Genomic DNA, 9,610 nt, shown 5'->3' with positions numbered 1-9,610 from the left:
TCGGATGGCGTTCGAACAGCGGCATGCCGACCAGCGCCTCCATGCGCGCGATGGCCCGCGTCAGCGCCGGCTGGGTCAGGCCCAGTGCGTCGGCGGCGCGGCCTACGTGCCGGTGTTCGGCCACCGTCGCGAGGTAGTCGATGTCATTCAGGTTCATATCCTATCCCGTCTCCATAACTATTTTTTATCAGGTTACAACAAATCGTACATTGCGGGAATCGTATTGGAGGCCGAAACTGACGCCATACCAACAATGCACAAGAAGGAGTTCGAGTGGACATTTGCAGACATATCCGCAGGGCTGCCCGGTTCTGGCCCGAGCGCGAAGCCGTGGTGTGCGGCCGCAGCATCCTCACTTTCGCCGCGCTGGACGAGCGCAGCAACCGGCTCGCCAATGTGTTCCTGGCGCTCGGCCTGCGCAAGGGCGACCGCGTCGCGCTGCAGGCGCGCAACTGCACCCAGCTGGTGGAACTCGAGGTGGCGCTGCTCAAGGCCGGCCTCGTCAAGGCGGCGCTCAATGCGCGCTTCACCGAAAGCGAGGCGCGCGACGTGGTGTCCAATGCGCGGCCGCAGGCCATCGTTGCCGGCCCAGGCTTTACCCACTACAGCCGCGCGACGCCGGGATTCGAATCGGTGCGCCATTTCATCAGCCTCGACGGCAGCGGCGCCGGCATGCTCGACTACGAGGCGCTGATTGCCGGCGCCTCCGAGGCGCCGGTGCGCGTCGAGGTCAGCCGCGACGACCTGGCGGTGCTGCATTTCTCGTCCGGTTCGACCGGCAAGATCAAGGCGGCGATGCAGTCCTTTGGCAACCGCATGGCCTGCATCCGCAAGGTGCTGTTCCGCAATGACGTGATGCCGCAGCCGGGCGACCGCATCGGCCTGCTGGGCCCGATCACCCATGCCAGCGGCATGCTGATCCAGCCCTTCCTGTACGCCGGCGCGACGGTGCATGTGTTCGAGAAATTCGATCCGGCCGATTTCCTGGCATCGGTCGAGCGCTACCGCATCACCCATACCTTCATGGTGCCGGCGATGATCAATGCGCTGCTGCAGGAACCCAGCCTCGCCACGCGCGACCTGTCCAGCCTGCGCCAGCTCACCTACGGCGCGGCGCCGATGGCGCCGGCTCGCATCCGCGAAGCGTGGGAACGTATCGGCCCCATCCTCGCGCAAGGCTACGGCGCCAGCGAATCGACTTCCGGCGTCACCCTGCTGTCCATCCGCGACCATGCGGAAGCGATGCGCAGCGCGCCGCACCGCCTGGCTTCCTGCGGCCGTTCCTACGGCGAGACGGAAGTACGGGTGGTCAACGAACGCGGCGAGGATGTCAGCGGCGACGAGATCGGCGAGATCGTGGTGCGCGGCGAGGACGTCTTCATGGGTTACTGGGGCGAGCCGGAACTGTCCGCCGAAGTGCTGGTTGACGGCTGGCTGCATACCGGCGACCTGGCGCGCGTCGATGAGGAAGGCTTCGTCTACATCGTCGACCGTAAGAAGGACATGGTGGTGTCGGGCGGCTTCAACGTCTATCCGACCGAGGTCGAGGCGGCGCTGTACCAGCACCCCGCGGTGTATGAAACCTGCGTGATCGGCGTGCCCGACGAGCGCTGGGGCGAATCGGTGAAGGCGCTGGTCGTGCCGCGCGGCGGCAACCAGCTCAACGAGCAGGACCTGATCGCGCATTGTCGTTCCCTGCTGGCCGACTACAAGGCGCCGCGCAGCATCGATTTCGTGCCGGCCCTGCCCAAGAACGCGAACGGCAAGCTGGCACGCAAGGAAGTGCGCGCGCCCTACTGGGCCGGCCAGCAACGCATGGTGAACTGATTTCAAGGAGAAGCACATGAAACACCTGACCGGCCCGGCCTACGTCGACATCCGCGAACGCGCATTGCGCTTCGTCCGCGACGAACTGATCCCGCTCGAGCGTGAAGCGCGCCTCGGCCCGGAAGACCCGTGGCCGCGCGACCTGTTGCGCCGCATCTGGAAGCGCTCCAACGAACTCGGCCTGCTGAAGGCGGCACTGCCCGTCGAACTCGGCGGCCCGGGCCTGAGCACGGTGGAACTGTGCCTGCTGAAGGCCGAGATCGCCGAAACCGGCGCACTGTTCGCGTTGCACGTGCTGGGTGAACTGAGCGGCCCGCCGCGCGTCGGCAGCCTGATGAACTTCGCGTCGGCGTACCAGATCGAGCGCTTCTTCAAGCCGGTGATGGAAGGCGACAAGGGCATCTGCTTCGCGATGACCGAACCGCATTCCGGCTCCGACGCGGCCAGCATCAAGACCAGTGCGGTGCGCGACGGCGACGACCTGGTGATCAACGGCCGCAAGCATTTCATTTCCGGCAGCCCCTTCGCCGACATCGCCATCGTGATCTGCGTGACGGATCCGGAAGCGGGCCCGAAGGGCATGACCGCCGTCCTCGTCGAACTGGATGCACCGGGCGTGCGAATGGATGAAACCTATGTACCGATGTCCGGCCAGCATATCGATGCCGACATCGTGTTTGAAAACGTGCGCGTGCCGGCGGCGAACGTCATCGGCGGCTTCGGCAACGGCCTGCGCCTGGGCATGGCGCGCGTCAACCTGAACCGCCTGCTGCATACCTCATGGATGATCGGCGCGGCGCGCAAGGTGTACAGGATGTCACTCGACTATGCGCGCACCCGCATGCAATCCGGCGGCCCGATTGCACGCTTCCAGGCCATCCAGCACATGCTGGCCGACATGGCGACCACGCTGTTTGCCTGCGAAAGCATGATGCTGCACGCCGCCATGAAGGCCGACCAGGGTGAAGACCTGCGCATGGAAGCATCGGCCTGCAAGGTATTCATTTCGGAGCGCTGCTTCGAGATCGCGGACAAGGCGGTGCAGATCCACGGGAATGTCGGCGTGACGAAAAACCATCCGGTGGAATTGACCTTCCGGCAGCTGAGGCTGGCGCGCATCCTGACAGGGACGAGTGAGATTCAGCGCAATGCGGTGGCGCGGGAGATTTTGCAGGCGTAGCCACCCACCCTACACGACCATCAATCGCTGCGAAGACAGCGAAAAGAAACGGCAGGAGACAACAATGAACACGCCGCAATACCAGCCCGGCAAGGCCTGGGCGATCGCCGCCATGCTGGCGGTCATGATGCTGACGAATTTCCTCGACAAGGTGGTGCTCGGCCTGGTGGCCGTGCCGCTGATGGAGGAGCTGAAGCTCACGCCGACCGAGTTCGGCATCATCGGCGGCAGCTTCTACTGGCTGTACGCCGTCGGCGCGGTGGTCGGCGGCTTCGTTGCCAACCGCGTCGCCGCGCGCCGCATCCTGCTCGTGATGGCCGTGGCCTGGGCGATCATCCAGCTGCCGCTGGCGGCATCGGCCTCCTTCCTGACCTTCATCGCCTGCCGCGTGCTGCTCGGCCTGACCGAAGGGCCGGCATCGCCTGTTGCCACCCATGCGCTGTACAAGTGGTTCCCCGACAACAAGCGCAGCCTGCCCGTCGCGCTGCTGCACCAGGGCAGCTCCGCCGGCCTGCTGCTGGCCGGCCTGCTGATCCCCGCGATCACGGCCGCATGGGGCTGGCGCGCCAACTTTTATTTCCTCACCGCGGTCGGCATGGCCTGGTGCGTGCTTTGGTACTTTTTCGGCGCCGAGGGCACGGTCGAACGGCCAGCTGCCGGCAAGAGCGAAGACAGTGAGCGTATCCCGTACCGCAAACTGCTTGGCGACGCCACCGTGATCGGCAACTACATTGCCCACTTCGTTGCGCACTGGGTGCTGGCCGCGTCGCTGACCTGGCTGTCGGCCTACCTGCAGAAGGGCCTCGGCTTCGAGCCGATCACGGCGGGCCGCATGTTCGCGCTGTTCATCGCGATCACCGCGCCGGTCAGCCTCGGCCTCGCATGGCTGTCGCAGCACTTGCTGTCTGCAGGCGTGCCGTCGCGCCTTGCTCGCGGCACCTTCATCGGCGTCGCGCTGGTATCAGCCGGCATCCTCAATTGTTCGGTGCTGCTGTTCGACCTCGCACCGCTGCAGAAATTCGTGCTGCTGGCGGTCGGCGGCGGCATGACGCTGGTGACCTACTCGGTGGGGCCGGCCATCCTCGGCGAAATCGTGCCGAAGTCGCAGCGCGGCGGCATCCTCGCCATCGGCAATGCGGTGGCCGCGCTGGCAGGCCTGTGCGCGCCGGTACTAACCGGCTGGCTGGTGCAGATGACGGCCGGGGCCAGCGGCAGCGGCTACGAGCGCGGCTTCTTCTTCGGCGGCGTGATCCTCATCGTCGGCGGCCTGGTCAGCATGGCCTTGATGAATCCGCAGAAATCGGGCGGCCGCCTGTGGACCGCAGCCACCCGTCACACCCCGGCATGAACGCGCCGCTCCATAACGAGGCCGCCGCGGCGGTGGCCGGCAGCGTGCTGCTCCTCGCGTATGCCGTCCTTGCGATGCTGCGCCCGGCGCCCGCCTTCCATGCCGTCAACCGGGAGGCAAGGCTGCTGTGGGTGCGCGGCGTGATGCGCGACCGCAGCAAGGATGTGATGGCGGTGCAGAGCCTGCGCAATTACGTGATGACCGCGACCTTCAAGGCATCGTCCGCCGTGCTGCTGATCATCGGCACGCTCACCCTGTCGGCGCAGGCGGAGAGCCTTTCGCGGACATGGTGGATCGCCGGGGCGCAGGGCGATTGGCTGCTCGCCAAGTTGCTGTGCCTGCTGGTGGTCCTGATCGCGGCCTTCTTCGCGTTCGCGATGGTGCTGCGCCACCTTAACCATGTGCTGTTCATGATCGGCCTGCCTGCCGCCGAGGCAAGCGGACCCTTCGCTCCGGAGGCGATTGCCGCGCGCCTCAACCGCGCAGGCCTGTTCTACACCCTGGGCATGCGTGCGTATTTCCTCACCATCCCGCTGGTGTTCTGGCTGTTCGGGCCGCTGTTGCTGCCGGTAGCGACGGCCGCTGTCGTAGCGCTGTTCCTCCGCATGGACCGCTAACCCCATTTCCATCATTTCAAGAGAGGTCATCATGGATCGACGAGAACTATTGAAACATACGCTGCTGGTCGCTGGCGCCGGCTTTGCCGGATTGCCCCGCGCCTCCGCGCAGGACGCGCCGAAAACCGGCTACGGCGTGGAGAGCGAACTGCTGCGCGGCCAGGAAGGCGAAGGCGCCGACCCGCGCGAGGCGCATGCGTATTCCATCGGCCTGCAAGCCTTCCAGTACGGCTGGCCGCTGGTCTATTTCGCCAACCTGATGTGGAACTGGACGCTCAATCCGAAATCGGCGCAGCGCCCGATCAATTCCTGGATCGCGTCGCGCGATTTCGTGGCGACGTCAAACTACCGCAGCGGCGGCTCGTTCAACACCGATACCGTCTACAGCGCCGCCTTCATCGACCTGCGCAACGGGCCGATGGTGCTGACCGCGGCCGATCCGCAGGGGCGCTACTTCTCGGTGCAACTGTCCGACATGTACACGAACAATTTTGCGTACATCAGCAAGCGCTCGGGCGGACCGGTGTTCGGCAACTTCCTGCTGGTGCCGCCGGGATGGAAAGGCAAGGTTCCGCAGGGGCGCTTCGACCGCGTGATCCAGAGCGAGCAGAAATGGCTGTTTGCGCTGGTGCGTCTGCGCATCGACCAGGACGACCCGGCCGAGGTGGCGAAGGCGAAGGAACTGTTCGCGCGCAACAAGCTCACGCCGATGGCCGACTTCCTGGCGGGACGCGAGTTCGTCGCCAATGATTTCAACGTGTTCGATGTGACGAAGCTCGCATCCAGCCCGCTGCGTCCCTTCCTGCTGATCAACCACATGCTGGCGCAGAACCCGCCGCCGGAATCGGATGCCATCCTGCTCGACGGCTTCCGCACGGTGAACATCGGCGCCGGTCTCGACCTGACGCGCAACGATGCCGCCACCAATCGCGGCCTTGCCCGCGCGGCGGCGGACGGCCTGCGCACTTTGCGTTCCCACATCGAGCGGCCGTGGGCGCGCTCGGTGAACGGCTGGTTCTACTTCCCCACCAATATCGGGCAGGCGCAGACGAACGACTACATCATGCGCGCCGCGTGGCAGTCGCTGTGGGGCATCGTCGCGCACCCGCCGCGCGAGTGTACCTACCTGTGGGCATCGCAGGACCAGAACGGCGAGCGCCTCAACAGCCGCGGAAAGTATGAACTCGTGATGCGCAAGGAACAGTTCCCCAAGGTCGAGGCCTTCTGGTCATTCACGCTGTACCAGGACTTCAACCTGGTGCCCAACGAGATCAACCGCTGGGCGATCCGCGAGAACATGAAGGGATTGAAGTTCGATGCGGACGGCACGCTGCGCGTCTACATCCAGGCCGAGCGTCCGTCCGAGGACAAGGTGAGCAACTGGCTTCCTGCGCCGAAGTCGGGCAACTTCAACCTCACCATGCGCAACTACATGCCGTCGCCCGAGATCGTGGAGCAGCGTTACGATCCGCCGGTGCTGCGGCGCGTGGGTTGACACGCGAGCATCTTTTCCTTTTCGGAAGGCATCGCTACAGGTTGAGCCCGATATCGAAGCTGGCATTGAATCCGCCCCCCGGCGCCTGCGCAATGTCAGCCATCAGGAAGCGTCCGCCGCGGCGGTACAGGCCGTCGTTTTCATTGCGTTGCCCCTGCCTTCCGGGACGCGCATACGGCGCGGAAGCCAGCACGCGTTCATTGATGCTGTCCGGGAAATAAAGCTGCGAGGTGAACTCGGCATCGCGTCCCGACCGTGCCTTGGTGCGGACCTTGAAATGCACATGCACTGCCCGCCCCGGATACCAGCCGGGATAGATGGTGGTGAAGCGTACTGCGCCCCCGCTATCGGTGACCTGGTAGCCGCGCAGGAATTTCTTGCCGCGCGTATCGAACGCGGAATCCAGCGCATCGGAATAGGCGCCGGTCGCGTCGCAATGCCAGACATCCACGATGGCGCCCGGCAGCGGCGTGCAGCGGCTTCCTTCGACCGCGCGCACGCGAAGCACCAGTGCCAGCGGAATGCCGGGTTTGGCAATGCCGTCACCCGGGTCGCTGCGGATGTCCGAGCGGTTCAGCATGAAGTCGGAGAAGTAGGGGCCTTCCGTCTGTTCTGGCGTGACCACGCAGGCCGGCATCAGCGCCTGCGCCTGTCCAATTGCGGGGACGGTGATCATGGACGCCCCCAGAATCAGGAGCGCGTCGCGCCGGCTGATGCCGGCTTCCGGTGTTGCTGCGCCTTTGTCCATGGCCGGATTCCTTTCGGGACGGAGGTGATGGAATATTCAGTTTACATCCAGTCACCGAATCTGTTCGACCTTCAGTATTTTCCAGCTTTCCTGCGGGACAGGCCGCGCAATGCCAGCGCCGCGCCGAACGCGGTGTAGACCATGAACAGCGAAGGCGTCGACAGGCGTTGCTCGAAGCCTGGTTGCAGGCGCTGCGGCGTCATCTTGTAGTCGACGAAGCAGGCCAGGGCGGCGACGGCCGCACCGCCTGCGAGCGCGGGCAGGACTTCGCGGCGTTCGGCTCTTTCGCCAAACCATTTTTCGTAGAGGACCGCCCACAGCGTCGCGGACAGGTGGTGGATGGTATAGCCGACCGCCGTGTAACGCATGCTCGGCGTGTCCTGGCGCATCGCCCGATCGCCCCAGATCCAGTGGCTGACCGCATTGGTCGGGGCGAAAGGCGTGCCGTCTTCCTGCCGGCCGCGTTCGGCCAGTACCGCAGTCGACAGGACGCTGGCGACGCTGCCGGAAACGGCGCCGTCGCGTAGGGCTTGGGGCCAGGTCTTCATGCTTCCTCCGTACAAGTTATCGATGGATGAACTCGCCGTGTTGATAACGGGTCGTAATTTTGTGATATCGGATTAAAGGGACGGTTCCCGGAAAAGGAAAAGACGCGTGGTCATCTTGTTGACGGGCGCAAGTGGATTCATCGGCAGCCGACTTGCGGAAGCGCTACTTGCCTCCGGGCACCAGGTCGTGTGCGCGACGCGCAAGCACGGTACGGACAAGCGCTTGCGTTATGTCGAGGCCGATTTCACGCGCGACCTGCAGGCGGAAGACTGGCTGCCCCGGCTGGCTGGCATCGATGCCGTGGTCAACGCGGTGGGCATCATCCGCGAGCGCGGCGCGCAGACGTTCGAACTTATCCATGAACGCGCTCCGTGCGCCCTGTTCTCCGCCTGCGCCCGCAGCGGCGTGCAGTTGGTGCTGCAGGTTTCCGCGCTCGGCGCCGACGAGCAGGCGCGCAGCCGCTATCACCTGAGCAAGAAACGCGCGGACGATTTCCTCGCGGCGCTGCCGGTGCATTCGGTGATCGTGCAGCCTTCGCTGGTGTTCGGCCCCGGCGGGACGAGCGCGCGCCTGTTCACCACGCTGGCCAGCCTGCCGCTGCTCGGCTTGCCGGGAGGCGGAGGGCAGCGCATCCAGCCGGTGCACATCGACGACGTGATAGCGGCCATCATGGTCCTGCTCTCGCATCCGCCGCCGAGCGGTACGCGCGTCGCCCTGGTCGGTCCGGAAGCAATGCGCTTTCGCGACTTTCTCGCTGAATTGCGCATGTCGATGGGCCTGAAGCCGGCGCTCGTCCTGCCGGTGCCGATGCCGCTGTTCCGCGGGGCGGCAAGGATCGCGCAGTCCTTGCCCGGAAGCATCCTCGACACCGAGACGCTGGACATGCTAGCGCGCGGCAATACCGCCAGTCCCGACGCGATCACGCGCCTGCTCGGGCATCCGCCAAGAGATGCCGGCAGCTTCGTTCCCGCCGCTGCCCGCGACACCACGCGGCTGGCCGCGCAACTCGCCTGGCTGCTGCCGCTGCTGCGCCTGTCCATCGCCATCGTGTGGATCGTCACCGGCATCGTGTCGTTCGGGTTGTATCCGGTTGCCGAGAGTTACGCACTGCTGGCGCGCGTCGGCATCACCGGCTGGCTGGCACCCGTGATGCTCTACGGCGCGGCGCTGCTCGACCTTGTCTTCGGCATCGCCACCCTGGTCCTGAAGCGGCGGCGCTGGCTGTGGCTGGGACAGGTGGCCGTGATCCTGTTCTATACCGCCGTCATCAGCTGGCGCCTGCCGGAATTCTGGCGGCATCCCTACGGCCCGCTGCTGAAGAACCTGCCCATGCTGGCTGCGATCTGGCTGCTGCTCGAACTGGAGGAACGCTGATGGATTACCTGACCGTGAAATGGCTGCACATCCTGTCGTCGACTTTCCTGTTCGGCACGGGAATAGGCTCGGCTTTCTACCTGTTGTTCGCCTCGATCAGCCGCGACTCGCGCGCCATCGCCGTGGTCACGCGCACCGTGGTGCTGGCGGACTGGATTTTCACCACCACAACCGCCATCCTGCAGCCGCTCACCGGTTTCTACCTCATCAAACTGGCCGGGTATCCAATGTCGAGCACCTGGATCCGCTGGTCGGTCATCCTGTACCTGCTGGCACTGGCCTGCTGGCTGCCGGTCGTCTGGATCCAGATCCGCATGCGCGGCCTGGCGCGGGAAGCGGTCGAGCATCAGCTTCCCTTGTCCATGGCTTACTGGCGGCATTTCTGGATCTGGGTGGCGCTGGGCGTGCCGGCATTCTTTGCGTTTGTGATGGTGTTTTATCTGATGGTCACAAAACCGATCTAGACTCTTGC

Annotated in this window: 10 protein-coding genes; 7 read left to right on the top strand and 3 right to left on the bottom strand. The window is 65.1% G+C overall.

The window, feature by feature from the left end:
- Positions 1-157 (bottom strand): helix-turn-helix domain-containing protein (locus AYR66_RS07790; RefSeq protein WP_141104185.1); only part of this gene is annotated, 157 nt, incomplete at its 3' end.
- A gap of 116 nt (positions 158-273) precedes the next feature.
- Between AYR66_RS07790 and AYR66_RS07785 the strand changes: the two genes are divergently transcribed.
- The 5 genes from AYR66_RS07785 to AYR66_RS07765 all read left to right on the top strand — a co-directional run bounded on the left by AYR66_RS07785 (position 274) and on the right by AYR66_RS07765 (position 6,467).
- A complete protein-coding gene (locus tag AYR66_RS07785; protein WP_088707037.1) occupies positions 274-1,827 on the top strand; it encodes an AMP-binding protein in 1,554 nt (517 codons plus the stop codon).
- Positions 1,828-1,843: 16 nt separating this feature from the next.
- On the top strand, positions 1,844-3,007 hold the full coding sequence (locus tag AYR66_RS07780; RefSeq protein ID WP_088707036.1) for an acyl-CoA dehydrogenase family protein: 1,164 nt from the start codon (positions 1,844-1,846) through the stop codon (positions 3,005-3,007).
- Positions 3,008-3,071: 64 nt separating this feature from the next.
- Entirely contained in the window at positions 3,072-4,355 is a 1,284-nt protein-coding gene (locus tag AYR66_RS07775; RefSeq protein WP_088707035.1) for an MFS transporter, read from the top strand.
- On the top strand, positions 4,352-4,972 hold the full coding sequence (locus AYR66_RS07770; protein ID WP_088707034.1) for a DUF599 domain-containing protein: 621 nt from the start codon (positions 4,352-4,354) through the stop codon (positions 4,970-4,972). The genes AYR66_RS07775 and AYR66_RS07770 overlap by 4 nt, the downstream gene beginning before the upstream one ends.
- A gap of 31 nt (positions 4,973-5,003) precedes the next feature.
- Positions 5,004-6,467, top strand: a complete 1,464-nt coding sequence (locus AYR66_RS07765) for a DUF1254 domain-containing protein (RefSeq protein WP_088707033.1) — start codon at positions 5,004-5,006, stop codon at positions 6,465-6,467.
- Between the two features lie 34 nt (positions 6,468-6,501).
- Here AYR66_RS07765 and AYR66_RS07760 read toward each other — a convergent pair whose 3' ends face one another.
- Together AYR66_RS07760 and AYR66_RS07755 are read right to left on the bottom strand one after the other, a co-directional pair.
- Positions 6,502-7,215: an intradiol ring-cleavage dioxygenase gene (locus AYR66_RS07760; protein ID WP_088707032.1), complete on the bottom strand. Its 714-nt coding sequence runs from the start codon at positions 7,213-7,215 to the stop codon at positions 6,502-6,504.
- Positions 7,216-7,286: 71 nt separating this feature from the next.
- Positions 7,287-7,763 carry a hypothetical protein gene (locus AYR66_RS07755; protein WP_088707031.1) on the bottom strand — a complete coding sequence of 159 codons (477 nt, stop codon included), beginning with the start codon at positions 7,761-7,763 and terminating at the stop codon, positions 7,287-7,289.
- Positions 7,764-7,869: 106 nt separating this feature from the next.
- On the opposite strand from AYR66_RS07755, the gene AYR66_RS07750 reads away from it, so the two are divergent.
- Entirely contained in the window at positions 7,870-9,138 is a 1,269-nt protein-coding gene (locus AYR66_RS07750) for an SDR family oxidoreductase (RefSeq protein ID WP_088707030.1), read from the top strand.
- Entirely contained in the window at positions 9,138-9,602 is a 465-nt protein-coding gene (locus AYR66_RS07745) for a DUF2269 family protein (RefSeq protein WP_088707029.1), read from the top strand. The genes AYR66_RS07750 and AYR66_RS07745 overlap by 1 nt, the downstream gene beginning before the upstream one ends.
- Positions 9,603-9,610: the final 8 nt, after the last annotated feature.

The sequence above is a fragment of the Noviherbaspirillum denitrificans genome, from assembly GCF_002211445.1.
Taxonomy (GTDB): Bacteria; Pseudomonadota; Gammaproteobacteria; order Burkholderiales; family Burkholderiaceae_D; genus Noviherbaspirillum; species Noviherbaspirillum denitrificans.
Note: the sequence above shows the minus strand (reverse complement) of the source record. Positions and strands in the feature narration are given on the sequence as shown.